This is a genomic window from Propionibacterium ruminifibrarum (genome assembly GCF_900289195.1).
In the GTDB taxonomy this organism is placed as follows: Bacteria; Actinomycetota; Actinomycetes; order Propionibacteriales; family Propionibacteriaceae; genus Propionibacterium; species Propionibacterium ruminifibrarum.
Genome location: NZ_OMOH01000001.1, coordinates 291,831 through 307,707, shown reverse-complemented (window position 1 = coordinate 307,707; position 15,877 = coordinate 291,831). Strand labels below are relative to the sequence as shown.

General features: G+C 71.6%; 9 protein-coding genes. 3 read left to right on the top strand and 6 right to left on the bottom strand.

The window, feature by feature from the left end:
* Nucleotides 1-3: 3 nt before the first annotated feature.
* The 3 genes from recD to PROPJV5_RS01335 are packed head-to-tail and all read right to left on the bottom strand — an operon-like array spanning nucleotide 4 to nucleotide 8,496.
* On the bottom strand, nucleotides 4-1,812 hold the full coding sequence (recD, locus tag PROPJV5_RS01345) for an exodeoxyribonuclease V subunit alpha (protein WP_119714535.1): 1,809 nt from the start codon (nucleotides 1,810-1,812) through the stop codon (nucleotides 4-6).
* Complete coding sequence (locus tag PROPJV5_RS01340; protein WP_119714534.1) at nucleotides 1,809-5,210, bottom strand: UvrD-helicase domain-containing protein; 3,402 nt, start codon at nucleotides 5,208-5,210, stop codon at nucleotides 1,809-1,811. Before PROPJV5_RS01340 ends, recD begins: the two co-directional genes overlap by 4 nt.
* Entirely contained in the window at nucleotides 5,203-8,496 is a 3,294-nt protein-coding gene (locus PROPJV5_RS01335) for an exodeoxyribonuclease V subunit gamma (RefSeq protein ID WP_119714533.1), read from the bottom strand. The genes PROPJV5_RS01340 and PROPJV5_RS01335 overlap by 8 nt, the downstream gene beginning before the upstream one ends.
* A gap of 126 nt (nucleotides 8,497-8,622) precedes the next feature.
* Here PROPJV5_RS01335 and PROPJV5_RS01330 point away from each other — a divergent pair, with 126 nt between their 5' ends.
* Nucleotides 8,623-10,755, top strand: coding sequence for an ATP-dependent DNA helicase UvrD2 (locus tag PROPJV5_RS01330; protein ID WP_119714532.1), 2,133 nt, complete (start codon nucleotides 8,623-8,625; stop codon nucleotides 10,753-10,755).
* Here PROPJV5_RS01330 and PROPJV5_RS12345 read toward each other — a convergent pair.
* The gene (locus tag PROPJV5_RS12345; protein ID WP_147385311.1) at nucleotides 10,752-11,729 is read right to left on the bottom strand and encodes a hypothetical protein; all 978 of its coding nucleotides are present in this window, start codon (nucleotides 11,727-11,729) and stop codon (nucleotides 10,752-10,754) included. The two genes, PROPJV5_RS01330 and PROPJV5_RS12345, sit on opposite strands and share 4 nt — an antisense overlap.
* A 232-nt stretch (nucleotides 11,730-11,961) precedes the next feature.
* A complete protein-coding gene (locus PROPJV5_RS01315) occupies nucleotides 11,962-12,123 on the bottom strand; it encodes a DUF5679 domain-containing protein (RefSeq protein WP_119714530.1) in 162 nt (53 codons plus the stop codon).
* Between the two features lie 479 nt (nucleotides 12,124-12,602).
* Here PROPJV5_RS01315 and PROPJV5_RS01310 point away from each other — a divergent pair, with 479 nt between their 5' ends.
* Nucleotides 12,603-13,211 (top strand): M48 metallopeptidase family protein, encoded by a 609-nt coding sequence (locus PROPJV5_RS01310; RefSeq protein ID WP_239018341.1) that lies wholly within the window; start codon nucleotides 12,603-12,605, stop codon nucleotides 13,209-13,211.
* 14 nt (nucleotides 13,212-13,225) lie between these two features.
* On the opposite strand, the gene PROPJV5_RS01305 is transcribed toward PROPJV5_RS01310, so the two are convergent.
* Complete coding sequence (locus PROPJV5_RS01305; protein ID WP_182858517.1) at nucleotides 13,226-14,614, bottom strand: zinc-dependent metalloprotease; 1,389 nt, start codon at nucleotides 14,612-14,614, stop codon at nucleotides 13,226-13,228.
* Nucleotides 14,615-14,816: 202 nt separating this feature from the next.
* Between PROPJV5_RS01305 and PROPJV5_RS01300 the strand changes: the two genes are divergently transcribed.
* Entirely contained in the window at nucleotides 14,817-15,857 is a 1,041-nt protein-coding gene (locus PROPJV5_RS01300; protein WP_182858516.1) for a YlbL family protein, read from the top strand.
* Nucleotides 15,858-15,877: the final 20 nt, after the last annotated feature.

Genomic DNA, 15,877 nt, shown 5'->3' with positions numbered 1-15,877 from the left:
TGGTCAGCGGCCGCGCCACCCGGGGGCTCTCGACAGTCGCGCGGTCAGCCCCGACGCCCGTTGCGCCTCCGTGGTGACGGCGACCCGGACCGAGGCCGCCGGGCCGATGATGCGCACACCGGTCCTGGCCCTCGTCACGGCCGTGTAGAGGAGACTTCTCGTGAGCAGGGGCGAGTCGGGCGAGGGCAGGACGAGAGTGACGTTGTCGAACTGGCTCCCCTGGGACTTGTGCACCGTCATGGCGTACATCGTCTCGACGTCCTCCAGCACGTAGGCCGGGTAGGTGCGGTGGTTGCTCATCGCCGCGCGCCTGCCCCGGTCCGTCGTGATGACGACGCCGGTGTCCCCATTGCTGATGCCCAGCTCGGGGAGGTTCCTGGTGGCCAGCAGCGGCCTGCCGTCGTACCACGCGCCCGAGCCGAGCTGACCGGCTGCGGCGCGTTGCAGGCGTTCAGCCGCGGCACCCCACGTGGTGACGCCGTACGGGCCGGTGCGGTGCGCGCAGAGCAGGCGGTGGGCCCCGAGCGCCTCGGTGGCCGCCTCCGCACGGCCCTCCCGGGCGGCCCGTGTCGTGGCGAGCGCCTGGTCGACGAGCGCCGTGCGCAGCGAAAGCGTCGCCTCCAGATCGAGTTCGGCGGCGTCCTGGTCATGGAACTCGACACGGTCCGTGCCGGCCAGCAGCTCAAGGGTGCGGTCCGGGTCGCCGTCCCTGATCGCCCGGGCGATGTCGGAGATGCCGCTCGTGAAACGGTAGCCGTGATCGAGGACGACGACGCCCGGCAGGCCCGGTTCCGGTCCGGGCAGTCCCGCCGCGGTGATGTCGGCGAGCACGGCGCCGGCGTCGACCGGGGTCAGCTGATCCGGGTCGCCCACCATGACCAGGCGGGTGTCCGGGCCGAGCGCCTCGAGCAGGCGTGCCATGAGTTCGAGGGAGACCATCGACATCTCGTCGACGATCACCATGTCGAAGGGGAGCCGATGGCCGGGGCCGAAGCGAGGGGCACGGTCGGGGCGGACCCCGAGCAGGCGGTGCAGGGTCGTCGCGGCCGGAGCCCGGCCGCCGAACTCGCGGGCGTGCTCCTCGAGCGACTCACTCAGCCGGGCGGCGGCCTTGCCCGTGGGCGCCGCCAGCGCGATGCGCAGCGGCGTCCCGGAGGCCTCGGCCTGATCCCTTGCGGCGGCGACCACGCGAGAGATCGTCGTCGTCTTGCCGGTACCCGGGCCGCCGCAGATGACCGTCGTGCGGGCGCCGATGGCCGTGCGCACCGCGCGGCGCTGGGCCTCGTCGCGCCGGTCGGACCGCCCCGATCCCCAGGCCAGGCTCTGTTCGAGCACCTGCCCGTCGACACCGGGGAAGGGCCCGCACCTGCCGAGCAGGATCCGCGTGATCGATTCCTGGTCCTGCCAGTGCCGTTCGAGGTAGAGGGCCTCGTCCACGAGACGGAGCGGATGCTCGTTGGCCGGGGCGTGCTCGTCGCCCACGAGAGGCGAGCCGGCCAGCGCGTCGAGCCACTCGTCGGCCCCGGGCCAGGGGAGCGCGTCGAGCTCGGGTGCGATGCCGGCCTGGGCGTCGGCGTCGCGGACGAAGAACTGGGCCAGACGGTGGACCTGCCGGATCGGCAGGCAGACCGAGCCGGCGCGCAGCGCACGCATGGCGAGCGCGGCGCCGAGCAGCGCCATCGGGTTGCGCTCACCGGCTGTGCGGGCGATCAGCTGGGCGGTGTGGATGTCGGGTGCCTCGAGCAGACCTGCCTCGTTGAACCGGGCGAGGTCGTCCCTGGCCGAGACGACACGACCGTCGGCGACACTCACGCCTCACCACCACCCCTGGTCTGCCGGCCGCCGGCGAGGACCTGCGAGGCCGCCTCGACGAGAGCGGCGCTGGGGTGCCACACGAAGACGCCCGGCGGCATGAGGGCCTGGGCCGGGCCCTCGGGGCCGGCCATGCCCCGAAGGAAGAGGTACCCGACACCGGCGAGGTGCTGCTGCGGGTCGTACCCGGGCAGCCGCCAGTTCAGGTACCGGTGCAGGCCGACGCAGTACAGCAGCGCCTGCAGCGGGTAGTGGGCCTCGATCATCGTTCTCGTCATGGCTGCGGGGGTGTAGGCGTGCGGGCCCAACCGGACGTGAGGAGGGGTGGGGATGCGGTTCGTCTTGTAGTCGATGACCGCGTAACGCGCCCGCCTGCTCTCGACGGGCCTGCCCGGTTCGGTGCTCTCGCCGGCCGGCGGGAGCCGCAGCACGGCGTCGATCGATCCGGTGAGGAAGCCGCGCAGGACGGTGTGGGCGGCGCCGCTGTTCGCCAGCGCCTGGCCGTAGTCGACCAGGGGGTCGTCGGCGGGGACGAGGGAGCGGTCGTTCCACAGCTCGGCGATCGCCCCGAGCTCCCGGGAACCGGTCACCGATCCGAGGGGAATGTCGAAACTCAGCTCTGCGAGGCGGTTCACCGCGCCGATGTGGGACAGGCTCGCCCCGCCCGTGAGGTCACCGAGAGGCGTGCCCAGGACGATCTGCAGGCCCTGCGACAGCTGATCCGCCGAGACCCCCTCGATCGGCCACCGGGTGAGCATCTGGCGGGTCGCCGCCAGGACGCGTTCGGCCAGGCGCGGGCCGGCCGGGTCGACGATCTCGAGGACCGAGTGCACCAGCGAGCCGAACTGGGTGCCCCCCGGCAACTCCGACAGGGGCGTGGTGCCCTCGGAGGGCGCCGAGCCCGCGACCTGCGCGCCGACGTCCCCGCCGAGGCTGGGCTCGTCATCGGTATCGTTCTCGTCGAACCCGATCAGCCCGCCGGGTGCGCCGTGGAGGCCGGCCACCAGACCCGAGTACGAGGTGCGGGACCACGCGTGGTCGATGCCGCCGGTGAATGTGCGTCCGACGAGCCGGGGCGGGGCGGCGGCCGGCATCGGGGCCTCGGGCGTGCCCGAGGGGCGCGGCACGACCATCAGCCGCACCAGGTCGCGGCCGGCGCAGGACCGTTCGACGTCGGCCCCGACCGGGTACGAGGAGGCCAGCTCGTGGTTTCCGGCGGGGTTCATCAGCAGACGGTGCAGGGCCGAACGCGAGGTGTTGTGCCTCGTGCGGGTCCACCAGGCGATGAGGCGGCTCTGGGCGCGGGTCGCCGCCACGTAGAGCAGCCGCACGTCCTCGCCCTGCTCCTCGGCGACCTTCGTCCGGTGACGTTCGGCCGACCTGTCCCCGAACAGATCGAGGCCGAGGACCCCGCCGGAGTGAACCAGCACGCGGCCGAGACGGTCCGCCGTGTCCTGACCGATGTACTTGTTCGCCATGTCGGGGAGGGCCACCACCGGGAACTGCAGGCCCTTGGCCTTGTGGATCGTCATGATCGTGACCGCACCGCGGTCGGTCTCGAGACGGCGCACGGCGTCGTCGTCGCCGTGTTCGGCGTCCTCGCGGATCGAGTGCGCCAACCAGTCGCGCAGACCCACGAGGTCACGCCCCGAGTGACGCCGCTCGTACTCGAGCAACTCGGCGACGTGGCGAAGATCGGTGTAGGCGCGCTCACCGTCGCGGTCGTCGGCGAGCAGCCGTGCCAGGAGCCCGGGCCGCCCGTCGTCCTGCTGGGCGCACAGCCGCTCGAGGACACCGAGAGGGCCCGTCTCCGCCATGCACTCGCGCAGCGAGGTGACCAGGATGAGCACGTGGTTGCGGGCCTCGTCACTGGCGTGCGCCAGACGTCCCGGGGACCAGCCGACCAGTGCGGTCAGGGACAGCTCGAACAGCCGTGCAGGACGCGGATCGCACATGGCCTCGAGCAGGCACAGCCAGTCCCTGGCGCCCGCGGAACCGAAGATGGTCTCCCCACCGGTGAAGACCGCGGGAACACCGGCCCCGGTCAGTGCCCGGCGCACCTGGTCGCCGACCCTCCTGCTGCGCACCAGGACGGCCAGATCGGCTGCGCGGACGTTGCGGACGGTGCCGTGGTCGTCGATTCGGCCGCGGGCGAGCAGGTTGATGAATTCGCGCACCAGGTCGGCGGCGACCGCCTTGCGCGCGTCGGCCGCGGGCAGCTCCTGGTCGGGGGCGATCGCCCGCACGTACACCCCCGGTGCGTTGGTGGCGTCGTCGAGCCAGACACGGCACGTCCGGCCCGAACTCGTGACCGGTGTCAGACCGATCGCCTGGCCGGGGCCACCCAGCGATGCCCGGCCGAAGAGCTGGGCGATGCCGTCGACCACGCGGGCGTCGCTGCGGTGGTTGTGGTTGAGGGTGAAGCGGCGGTCCGCGCGGTCCCGGGCGTCCAGATAGGCCTGCAGGTCGGCGCCGCGGAAACCGTAGATGGCCTGCTTGGGGTCGCCGATGACGACCAGGCGGGTGCGGTGGTGGAAGGCCCGTTCGAGGATGCGCCACTGCAGCGGGTCGGTGTCCTGGAACTCGTCCACCATCACCAGGTCGAACCGTGCGGCGAGTGTTCGGGCGGCCAGTTCGCCGGTGCGGGGATCGTCGAGGGCGTCGCTGACTCGCTGCACCATGTCGTCGTAACCGTAGACCCCCATCGCGCGTCGGCGGCGGGCCATCCGGGCCCGGACGTCGGCGGCGAAGGCCAGACGGTCCTGCTCATCGGGGGATTCGCCCGGCCCGGGCAGGAGCGGCAGACCGGGGTGCGTCAGTGCCGCCGCACCGATGACGCGGGCCTGCTCGTGACTGAGCTGCGTGTCGCCGGCGACGGCACGAGCCAGGTAGGCGTCGTCGATGACCTGTGACCGCAGGGCGGTCATGTCCCTCATGAAGCGCATGGCCCCGTCGTGGTCGACGAGCATTCCCAGTTCCTCGAGCAGGCGTGCGCAGAACTCATGGGTCGTGGCGATGACGGCCCGGTCGAAGTCGGCGAGTGCCTGGCGGAGGCGCGCGTGCCGCCGTGCCAGCTCGTCGGCCGGTCCCACGCACAGCTGGGCGTCGACCGGATCGAGACCCTCAGGCCTCGTCCCGGCCGTGGCCTGCCCGAGAACGCGTTCACTGGACTGCAGCCGCTCGTAGACCCGCGAGCGCAGCTCGAGAGACGCCGAACGGGCGAAGGTGACCAGCATGATGCGGTCGATGCCGCCCTGGCCCAGGGCGACGAACCGCGCGGTCGCAGCAGCGATCGTATAGGTCTTCCCGGTGCCGGCGCTGGCTTCGAGAACGGTGGTGCCCTCGGGCAGGTCGGCGGTCGGGTCGAACACCGGGGCGGGGGAGGACGGGTCAGTCATGGCGGGCCCCAGGATCCCACGTGCGCAGGGAAGCCGCCACCGGGCCGTAGAACCAGCGGGCGAGGTTGACGAACCGGCTGGGTGAGGTGGTGAGCGGGTCCTCGGGTTCAGAGCCGATGGCCTCGATGTCGCGCCAGGAGGCCCCCACCCAGCGCAGCACCGGGGAGAACTCGAGTTCTCGGGCGTAGTCACGCGTCAGGAAGGCCGCGGCGCTGCGCGGGTTCCGGTTCGCCCGCCGGGCGTAGTCGAAGCAGGTGTCAGGGGGCATCGGCAGGAACTCGCCGAGCCCGGTGAAACGCAGGCGGCACATCTGCCCCAGCAACGCCCGCGCCCTCTCGGGGCTCGGAGCGCCGATCCTGAGGCGGTCGCTCCTGCCGAGGAGAAGGGCCTCGCTCACGTCTGCGCCGGCAGCGGCGGCACAGACGAGCTCGACCCAGGCGGCTGCGACATGCCTGCCCCCGAGTCGGGCGTAGCGGTGGTGCACGATCCGGCCGGCGTACGAGCTGACGGTGCCGGAAACCGACCACGGGCCCTCGCGCCACGTCACGTCGTGTTCGGCCGGTTCGGTGAGCCGGGCCCGTACCGCAGAGGCGTAGGACTCGAGGGCCGGCAGGCGGCTGCCGAGCATCGTGGTGCCGAGCCGGCCGGGAGGAACCCGGCCGCCGAGCAGCGCCGCGTCCAGGGCCGCCGCGGGGGACTGACCGGCGACCAGTGCCGCGGTGATCGACTCGTTGACCGCCCAGTTCTCGAGGCCGTCCAGGACGATCGGCAGGTCGGTGGGTGTCTCATCGGCCGCGGACCCGGGGAGGAAACCGAAGCTGTGAACGGCCCAGGCCCGGATCGGGTCCTGGAAGAAGGAGGCGAGCTCGTCGACGCTCACCGCGTGGGCCGACTCGTCAGGGGCCGTGCCATGGATCGACCAGATGCGTTCCGGCCGGGGCCTGGGCCGCTGCTCGCTGCGGGCCCTGGCGCCGGAGAGGGCCGCCGCGTCGAAACTCGGCGCACCACCTGCCAGGTCGGGGCCGAAATTGTCTGCCGCATGGGCGTGCAGCGGGTGGACGCGGAGCATGCTGGGCCACCGCCCCGCATCGGGACGGTGCGCCTGCTCCCACACGGCGCCTGGCTCGCGGCCCGTGCAGGCCGCGATGATGTCGGCCACGACGACCGGTTGCGGCAGCGTCTCGCCCGTGCGCGGATCGGCGCCGGCGGCGACGATGAGGAGTTTCTCGCCGGCGCTGCCGATGGCGTCGAGCACCTGCTGCCGGGCGGTGTCCGCGCCGTCCGCCCGGGCCCGGCCGGCGGTGCGGGCGAGCAGGTCGTCGCCCGTCGTACTTGACCGTGGCGGGAAGTGGGCGTCGTCCAGACCGAGGATGGCCACCACCTTGTGGTCGATGGCCTGCAGCTCACCGAGCCCGCAGATGAGCATGGAACCGGCGCCGTAGTCGGCGCGCCCACGCTGGGGCCTCACGAGGTGCCGCAGAGCCGCGGCGATGTCACCGGCGTCGAGCCGGGACCCGGCTCGACCCGCGCACGACAGGTCGGACAGGGCGCTGCTGAGGTGGTTGAGCATCCACTGGTCGTCGGGGCTGTTCCCGGCCAGGTCGGCTGCGGCGCGGAGCAGGCGGGCTCGCCATGTGGCGACGTCGGCGGGCTCCTCGAACCGCAGCAGGTGCATGCGCACCCGTGAGACCAGTTCGGCCATCGAGCCGATGAGGTCCGCGTCGGAACCGTTGAGGTGGTCGACCGGGACGACGGTGTTGAGCCTGGTGAGTGGGTCGTCCGCAACGATGAGGCCGGCGAGCAGCCGGTCGGTGCCGGTGACCCAGGTGCCCTGGCGCACGGTGGGCAGCCCGTGCGCCGCGCGGTGACGCGAGTCGACGCCCCACCTGATCTGTGACCGCTCGACGAGCCGCACGACCCGCTCCAGGGCCCCGGCATCGAAGCCGAAGGTGCGTGCGACGGGCTCGAGTGAGGCCAGCGCGATCAGGTCGGTGCTCGTGGCTCGTGAGGCCGGCAGGTCGAGCAGGGTCAGGAGAACGGTGAGCACCTGGTTCTGCCGCTCCGTCGAGGGGCCTGCGATGCGGGCCCGCAGATCGTGCCCGGGGTGATGGCCGGGAGCGTCGACGGGTCCGAGGGCCGCCTCGAGCAGCGGCGCGTAGGCGGGCAAGTCGGTGCACAGCACGGCGACGTCACGCGGCTGCAACGTCGGGTCGGAGTCGAAGGCGTCGCACAATGCCTCGCGGAGCACCTCGACCTGGCGGTCCGGGCCGTGGCTGACGTGGATGCTGACCGAGCCATCGGGCTCGGCCGGCTCAACGGGCCGGCGGCCGGTGTGCAGCTGGTACTTGAGCGCCTCCAGCATGGTCGAGGGGTCCCGGACGGGCTCGGCGGGGGGACGGACGGTCACCGCGGCGCTGAGCCAGCCCTGCCAGCTTCGCGCGCGGGCCGTGCCATAGCGCTGCCGCAGCAGCGATCCCGCCCGATCCGTGGCCGCCCAGTCCGGGGATCCCAGCTGCCAGATGCGGACCGGTCGTCGCCCGGCCAGCGCGGTGAGCAGTTCGACGTCGGACGGCGGGGGCGCCTCGAGGCAGGCGAACCCCAGTGCGGTGGGCAGCGAGTCCTCCCGTGCCTCGTGCACGGCCCGGCAGAGCCGTTCGTGGCGCACTCCAGGGTGGGGCCAGTCGATCGTCGCCACCAGACGTTGCCACAAGAGGGCCTGCCACTGGTCATGGGCCGCCAGTGGTGCCCCGAGCGGATCGACCAGGGAACCCTGCGACCAGGACTGCACCATGGCGGGGCAGTGCCGCAGGTAGCTGCGGACCAGGCGGGTGTAGTCCTCGGCGGTGGCGACGAGGCGTCCGGGGGCCGGCCCGGGTGCCTCGCCGGGCCCGGGATGACCCGCGAGGTGCCGCTGGACGAGTGCGAACCAGGGTTCTGCGGCGCAGTCGCGCATGAGCGAGGCGACGTGGAGGACCAGACCATTCGAACGCCAGGGATCGGACTGTGGGTCAAGACCGAGCAGGTCGTGTTCGAACCGGGCACGCAGACCGCCCGGTGTCATGGTGTCGACACCGGCGAAGACCTGTGGGCCATCCGGAGCCGCCGCGATGAACTGCCCGATGCTGCGGCTGTGGGCCGCACCGGGAGTGACGAGCACGGGTACGGTGAAGGGATCGTTTGCGTGGGCGGCGAGGAACTCGCCGGCGTGGGCGCAGACGTCGGCCCAGGAGCGGCAGGCGGTGACGACTGCCCTGCCGGGCTCGTCCGGTGCTCGCGTGTACGCCATGGTCAACACCTTAGGCAGCGGCACCGACACCTGGGGCCGCCGTGTCCACGTGGGCGCTGCCGGCCCGGTGTGGACAACCGCCGGCAGGACATGAACGTGCCGGTGGTCGGTCCTAAGGTTGCCACCATGAATGGTCAGCCGCTCGACAGCGCATCCGCGTCGGCCGAACTCGACGAGTCCGTCCTGAACGGGCTCGATCCCGAGCAGCGGCAGGTCGCCACGACCATCGGCGGGCCCGTCGCGGTCATCGCTGGCGCCGGCACCGGCAAGACACGCGCCATCACGCACCGCATCGTGCACGCCGTGCTCACCGGTCAGCAGAAGGCCTCGGCGATCCTGGCCGTCACCTTCACGACGCGGGCCGCCGGTGAGATGCGGGCCAGACTCCGCGCGCTCGGCGCCCCCCGCGTCCAGGCGCGCACCTTCCACTCGGCCGCCCTGCGTCAGATCCGCTACTTCTGGCCGCGCGTGACCGGCACCGAGTTGCCAGAGGTCGCCGGGTCCACCTTCGGTCTGGTCGCCGAGGCCGCGTCGCGTGAGCGCCTCGGCACGGACACGGCTCTCATCCGTGACCTGACGGGCGAGATCAGCTGGGCCAAGTCCACGAACGTGCTGCCGGTGGACTACGCGGCCCTGGCCACCAGGGCCGGCCGTGCCGTCGCGGGCGTCGCCCCGGAGACCGTCGGCCGGGTCGCGGCCGAGTACGAGCGGGTGAAGTCCCGTCGCGGTGTCATGGACTACGACGACATCCTGCTGTGCGCCGTCGCCCTCATGCACGAGCACCCCGAGGTGGCCCAGGAGTTCCGTTCCGGCTACCAGCACTTCGTGGTCGACGAGTTCCAGGACGTCAGCCCGTTGCAGCACTCGCTGCTCACCCAGTGGCTCGGCGATGGTCAGGACATCTGCGTGGTCGGGGATCCCGATCAGGCCATCCACTCCTTCGCCGGCGCCGACCCGCGTTTCCTCACCCGCTTCGCGCGGGAATTCCCCGGTGCGACGGTACTGCACCTCGACCGCAACTACCGCTCGACACCGCAGATCATCAAGGTGGCCAACGACCTGCTGCATCCCCCGAGGCGGGCCGCCGTCGGCCAGGGCGTGGTACTGCGTCCCATGCGCCCCGCGGGGCCCGCCGTCGAGACGGTGTGCAGTTCCGACCAGGACGAGGAGGCCTCGATGCTGTCGGCCTGGCTCGTCGACCGGCACCGCCGGGGCACGCCCTGGTCCGAGATGGCCGTGCTGTACCGGGTGAACTCGCAGTCGCCGGTGCTCGAGGCCGCTCTCGCGCAGGCCCGCGTCCCCTACCAGGTGAGAGGAGCCGAGCGCTTCTACGATCGGGCCGAGGTCCGTGCCGCTCTCGCGGGCCTGCACGCGGCGGCCGAGTCCGATCCGGCCGCCCCGGCCCTCGAGGCCGTCGATGAGGTGCTGGGCGCCCTCGGCTGGAGCCCCGAGCCGCCCGCAGGCCAGGGGCGGGTCCGCGAACGGTGGGAGTCCTGGCAGGCCCTGCACGACCAGGTGGCCGAACTCACCGAACAGCACCCGGCGTCCCTGGGGCAGGCCGTGGCCGACCTGGACCAGCGTGCCGCGGATCAGCAGGCCCCGGTGGCCGATGGCGTCACCCTGTCGACACTGCACTCGGCGAAGGGCCTCGAGTGGGATGCGGTTGCGCTCGTCGGTGTGCAGGAGGGGCTGCTGCCCTTCTCCCTGGCCAGGACCACGCGACAGATCGCCGAGGAGCGAAGGCTCTTCTACGTCGGTCTCACGCGCGCCAGGCGCGACCTGCGCCTGAGCTGGGCCACCGGCGCGACCGGCCACCGCGGCCGCAGGAGGGCCTCGCGTTTCCTCGGCGGCCTGGTCGAGCCCACCGGGGGCGTCGATGAGGAGGCGGCGCCCGGCGCCCGAACACGCCGCCGCGGTGTCGCACGCTGCATGGTCTGCGGCAGGGCGCTGAGCACGGGAGCCGAGATGAAGCTCGGTCATCACGCCGACTGCGAGGTGCCCTTCGACGAGAACCTCTTCGAACGTCTCAGAACCTGGCGTCTGGCCGTGGCGAAACGCCAGTCCGTGCCGGCGTTCGTCGTCTTCACCGACGCGACGCTCATGGCACTGGCCCAGGACGCACCGCTCAGCGAACACGACCTGCTCCAGATCCGTGGCGTCGGGCGCGCCAAGGTCCGCCGGTACGGCGAGGATGTGCTGGCCATCCTCAAGGGCGCGGACGTGGACGACGTCCTCGCCTCGGCCGACGCGGACGGCTAGGACGCCTCGGCCTGCTGCCCGGCGTGCGTCTTGTCGGTCGGGGGCAGCCGGCCCCACCCGGGGGTGCAGATCAGGCAGTCCTCCTGAGGCGCCCTGCTCGGCCAGATTCCGCCACTGAACTCCACCGTGGGGCTGACGGTGCCCTCGTCGAGGTAGGCGGCGCTCACCGACCTGGTGATCGCGACCACCCAGTCGATCACGACGGCGGCTGGAATCGCCGCCTCGGCGGCGGGGCTGATGCCGCGGCCGATGGCCGGCCCCGCCGCACAGAAGGCGCAGCTCGTGGTGCCCGGCCTCACCAGCGGCCCGACACGTGCGTCGCGGTGATGGGCGCTGACGATCAGGTGCGGGATGCCCAGATGGCTGAGCAGCCACGACATGGCCGGGTCGGGTGTGGGCCGGGAGATCGCGACGATGACGAGATCGAGCCGGGTGTCATCGATGCTCATCCAGTGCTCGAGCCGGTCGACCCGGGGCACGGGGCCCTGCCGAGTGACCCGCTCGCCGTGACTGCTTCGCGGTGGCAGCGGCTCGGTGAAACCTCGGACCCAGTGCGTGGCGGCCACGGCGTGCCTGATGTGTTCGGCGCACGTGCCCTCCCCGATGACGCCGATCCGGGCCGGGCTGGGGCGGTACGGCTGTTTGCGGATCATCCCGAGGGACCGCAGTCGTCTCAGCAGGTCCTCGAACAGTTTCAGCTCAGCAGGGGACAGACCGCAGCAGGCGCCGTCGAGGGTGGTGCGGCCGTCGAGCCGCCGCAGGGCCTGGGTGAGGGGCCCCGCGGATCGGCCGGTGATCGCGACGCACCCCCGATCGGGGCCGTACAACTGGTACGCGGTGGCCGAGATGCGGACGACGTCGGCGTCGAGACGAAGCGTCCTGGGCGGCACGCGACGACCCTGCGGCATGCTGGACGTCGGGCTCTGCTGCGCCGTGGGGGCCGCGTCATTGCGGCGACCGGGGGTGGTGTGCATGCCCTTAGCGTCGCCCGTGGACGGGCCGATGTCCATAGTGTGGGGGAACCGGACAACACCTGAGGCGATTCGGACAACACCTGAGCCGGTCGGCGCATGGACGCGCCGGCCCGGAGCCCGCGACGGATCAGGTGCCGCGCGGCACGAACGGACCAGGTCCCGCATGGTGAGGGGCGGAACACCCAGTGGGTGTTCCGCCCCTCACCATGCCCGGCACGTGGCCGGGGAAGTCTCAGGCCCTGCCGAGGATGCGGTTCAGGTTCGTACCGCATTCGGGGCACTTGGCCTTGGCCATGCGAGTGCCCTTGTCATTCACGACGACCGTACCCCGGGCGTGACGCTTCTCCTTGCACTTGACGCAGTAGTACTCGCCCTCGTAGGTCTCGTCTGCCATATTTCCTCCTCGTTCGTTGTCCGTGCCGACCCGCTCCAGGCTGAGCGACGGAGGCCGGCGTGCGACCACAACTGTAGCCACAGCCTGGGAGCGAAGCCGACGCGCCGAACCCCGGTCAGGGAAGGTCTCGGGACGGCTCCGGGTCACGATGATTTCGCCCACAGCGGATTCAAGCCTTGTGACGAGGAACAACGGTTCCCAGCAGGGGCTCGGCGCGACTACCCCGAGAGGACGCGTTGACCGTGGTGGCGGGCTCGCGAACCGCTCGCCGTGCCGGCCGCCGGCCCCATCGGCAGCCGGGCAGCCTCATCGGGACGCAGGCGCAGAGGAAACCCCCGGCGGCTCCTCATCTGCCTTCCCCTGCAGAGAGAACACCGAACCGGGGGTTCTCGTGAACCATATCGGGCCGTCGTCGGAGGCGTCAAATCGGCGCCGGCACCGTGCTGGGAACCGTGCGCGACGGTGGTTAAGCTGAGCCGGTGAGCGGTGATGAACGGACGGTGCGGGCAGTCAGAAGGGGCGTCACCGACACGATCGTCCCGGTCCCCGCCGGCGTCACGTTGCCCGCCGGGGTGGACCGGGTCGTTCTGCGGCGCAGCGCACGTCGCCGCCGCAGCGTGGCCGCCCGCCGCGAGGACGGGCGGATCGTCGTCATGGTCCCCGCTTCGATGAGCAGCGCCGAGGAGACGCGGTGGGTGCGTGAGATGGTCGAGCGCATCGCCACGCGCGAGCAGCACCGGGCGCAGGAGGCCGGTGACGACGGGCTCATGGCCCGGGCGGCCAGGGTCCGCAGGGCGTACGTCCCCGAGGCGCCGGATCCCGTCAGTGTCCGCTGGGTCTCGAATCAGCGGACACGCTGGGGCTCGTGCACATCGGCCAACCGCACGATCAGGCTCTCCGACCGGATGCGCACCATGCCCGACTGGGTCATCGACGCCGTCCTCGTCCACGAACTGGCCCACCTGGTGCACGCCGACCATGGACCGCAGTTCCGCCGTATCGAGCGCCGCTACGGACTCATCGAGAAGGCCAACGGTTTCCTCGAGGGCTGGGACGCGGGTGTCGCCGCCACTCGCCGCGGCGGCTGACGGGAACGAAGGGGTCAGGCGGGCTCGGCAGGACCGGGCTCGGGGTCATGGCCCGGGTCGTCCCCCCGGTCGTGCTGCTCGAGGAGTCTGCTCAGTTCGAGATCCCAGTCGGCGCCGGCCTCGGCGGAGTGGGACTCGCCTTGAACGAAACCGATCGGGTCCTCGATGTCCGCGGCCGACGGCATGAGATCGGGATGACTCCACAACTGGTCCCGGCCGGCGACACCGCGGTCCGCGAGCACGACCTGCCAGAAGCGGGCGCTCTCGCGCACGAGGCGGGGACGCAGCTGCAGGCCCAGCAGGGCGTTGGTGATCTTCTCGGTCGGCCCGTTCGTCGCGCGGCGCCGCCGGACGGCCTCGAGCAGCGCCGGCTCGTGGGTGAGCCACTGCCCGCAGGCCTCGTGGGCCACGGCGTCGACCCAGCCCTCGACGAGGGCGAGCAGCGTCTCCAGGCGTGCCAGGATGTCCTCCTGCTCGGGGGAACGGGTCGGTTTGAAGAGCTTGCCCTGCAGCTGCTCGGAGATCTCGGCGAGCTTGCCGGGTGTCATCTCGGAGACGTCGCCGATGTCGATCGTGTCGCTGATGGCGCCCGTGTCGATCGTGATCTCACGGGCGTAGTGCTCGATGAGCGCCAGCATCTGCGGGGCGAGCCATTTCACGGAGGAGAACAGTCGCTGGCGGGCCGCCTCCCTGACGACGATGTACATGAGCGTGTCCTCGTCCGGCAGGCCCAGCCCCTTGACGAAGGCCTCGGCGTTGGTCGGCAGCAGGACCACGCGCGGTGCCGACAGCAGCTGCAGTCCGAGCTCGGCGCCGCTGATGACCTCGGTGGAGATCTCGCCGATGGCCCGGGCGAGCTGCGAGGTGTACATCTGGCCGGCCGCCATCCGCATGACCGGGGTGAGCATGCCGGTCAGCTGGGCCATCTCGGGTATCTCGGCGGCGGCCTCCCCGCCGAGATCCGAACTCATGGCCTCGGCGATCGAGGTGACGACGGGTTCGACGATCGCACGCCACGAGTCCATCGTGTCCTCGATCCACTGGGCACGGCTCCATGCCTGCGCCGGGGCGGGGCAGGCCTCGAACGAGACGACCGGATCGAGCCAGGACTCGGCCAGGCGATGCGAATCGGCCAGGTGCGTGCGCTGGGTCTGGGACGGCACGGGATCGGAACCGAGCGACGCCGCGACCTGACGCGCGGTGCGGCGGGCCATCGTCCAGTCGATTCCCGTCGCCGACTCGGAGCCGGCCTGCGCCTGGGCCATCATCGACTGGAACTGCCCCATCATGGCGCCCAGGTTCATGCCGCCCTCGGGCAGGCTGATGCCGAGCTGGCGCAGCAACTCACTGAGCGGATCCTCGCCGGGCTCACCGGGGGAACGGCTGATGTTGTCATCGCTCATGACAGGGCTCCTCGTGGTGCGACGCGGCCGGCCCGGCCGCAGCATGCCTCCATTCAAGCGCGCCCGATCAATGCCGGGGCGGCGGCCCGTCCTCCTGACCGGCGATTGCGGTGCGGCACCCCTGGTGGGCCCATGGGCGATGGGTAGACTTCCAGGGCATGGACACAGCCGTTCCGGTGACGACACGCAGGGGGACCCGGGCATGACACGTCAGACCTGGACGGCAGTCGTCTCGGCCCTGGTCCTCATCATTCTTGCCGGGGTCATCGCCTTCACTCCGATTCCCTACGTCGCGTGGGACCCGGGCGTCACGAATGACGTGCTCGGCCAGTTCGACGGGGCCGATGAGATCACGGTCCACGGCGCCGAGACGGCCGAGACCTCGGGAAGCCTGTTGCTCACCTCGGTGTCGGTCACCTCGTCCAGTGCGACGCTGACCCTGCCCTCGGCGCTGTTGTCCTATGCGCGTCAGGTCCGCGATGTCGTGCCCAGGGACTGGGCCTATCCGGTGGGACGCAGCGGGGCGGACCTGTCCGGCGATGCGGCGATGCGGCTGAACGAGGCCCAGGAGAGCGCAACGGTCGCGGCCCTCAACGCGGCCGGGATCGCCGTGCAGGAGAACCCGGTCGTCGACTCGGTCTCCACCGGCGGGCCCTCCTACGAGCTGCTGCAGACCGGCGACATCATCGAGACGGTCAATGACACGGCCGTGCGCACCGCCGACGAGGTCAACACCGTCATTCGTTCACTGGCTGTTGGGGCCACAGCGGATTTCGGCATCGTGCGGGGCGGTTCGACAATGACCGTCTCGGTCATCACGCAGGCGAGCTCGACCGACCGTTCCGTACCGCGGGTCGGGGTCACGATGCGGCCCGGCTACCGGTACGAGCCGCAGGTCGAGTTCAACGTCCCGGACGTCGCCGACGAGAGTTCCGGTCTCGTGCTGTCGCTGGCCATCTACGACAAGCTGCGCAGCGAGGATCTCATGAGTTCGCGCGTTGTTGCGGGAACCGGCACCATTGAGGCCAACGGAACCGTCGGGGCGGTCTCCGGGATCGCCGAGCGCATGAGCGGTGCCGAGCGAGACGGCGCAGAGGTCTTCCTGGTCCCCGCGGCGAACTGCTCCGAGGCGACCGAGGTCACCACGGGGATGGAGATCGTCAGGGTGTCACGACTGTCCGACGCCGTGTCATCCCTCGATGCCCTGTCCCAGGGGCGCGCCGAGGCGGTGCCGAGGTGCTAGAAGAGGCCATGACCACAGGC

What these genes read in the sequence shown, in the direction of transcription:
- PROPJV5_RS01340 (WP_119714534.1), bottom strand. Translation starts at nt 5,210, where the DNA reads ATGACTGACCCGTCCTCCCCCGCCCCGGTGTTCGACCCGACCGCCGAC.
- PROPJV5_RS01335 (WP_119714533.1), bottom strand. Translation starts at nt 8,496, where the DNA reads ATGGCGTACACGCGAGCACCGGACGAGCCCGGCAGGGCAGTCGTCACC.
- PROPJV5_RS01330 (WP_119714532.1), top strand. Translation starts at nt 8,623, where the DNA reads ATGAATGGTCAGCCGCTCGACAGCGCATCCGCGTCGGCCGAACTCGAC.
- PROPJV5_RS12345 (WP_147385311.1), bottom strand. Translation starts at nt 11,729, where the DNA reads ATGCACACCACCCCCGGTCGCCGCAATGACGCGGCCCCCACGGCGCAG.
- PROPJV5_RS01315 (WP_119714530.1), bottom strand. Translation starts at nt 12,123, where the DNA reads ATGGCAGACGAGACCTACGAGGGCGAGTACTACTGCGTCAAGTGCAAG.
- PROPJV5_RS01305 (WP_182858517.1), bottom strand. Translation starts at nt 14,614, where the DNA reads ATGAGCGATGACAACATCAGCCGTTCCCCCGGTGAGCCCGGCGAGGAT.
- PROPJV5_RS01300 (WP_182858516.1), top strand. Translation starts at nt 14,817, where the DNA reads ATGACACGTCAGACCTGGACGGCAGTCGTCTCGGCCCTGGTCCTCATC.